Annotated in this window: 1 pseudogene; it reads left to right on the forward strand. The window is 59.4% G+C overall.

Annotation, left to right across the window (positions count from 1 at the left end):
* Positions 1-293, forward strand: a pseudogene (locus EMO90_RS12255) (hypothetical protein); the annotation flags it as partial.

Here is a 293-nt window from a genome sequence, read left to right on the forward strand (position 1 = left end):
CAAGTACACCAACGGCATGTACCATCCCTCTGCGGTTCACGCCGACGATCCGGCAAAGGGTGAGAAATTCCGCGCCGATTCGGCCGACTGCCAGTTCAAATTCGCCGCCTACGTTGACGCCGTCTACGCCGTACAGCAGGACAACCCGAACCTCTATGAAGACCCTTCGGTGGGCATCGTGGACTGCCTGCACCGGCACAACCTGGTGTCCAAGGACTACACCGCGAACGACTTCGACCGCGAGAAGAACCAGAACAACTGGGAGTTCACCTTCGACCGCAACAACCCGGACG

The sequence above is a fragment of the Bifidobacterium vespertilionis genome, assembly GCF_008698145.1.
Classification (GTDB): domain Bacteria; phylum Actinomycetota; class Actinomycetes; order Actinomycetales; family Bifidobacteriaceae; genus Bifidobacterium; species Bifidobacterium vespertilionis.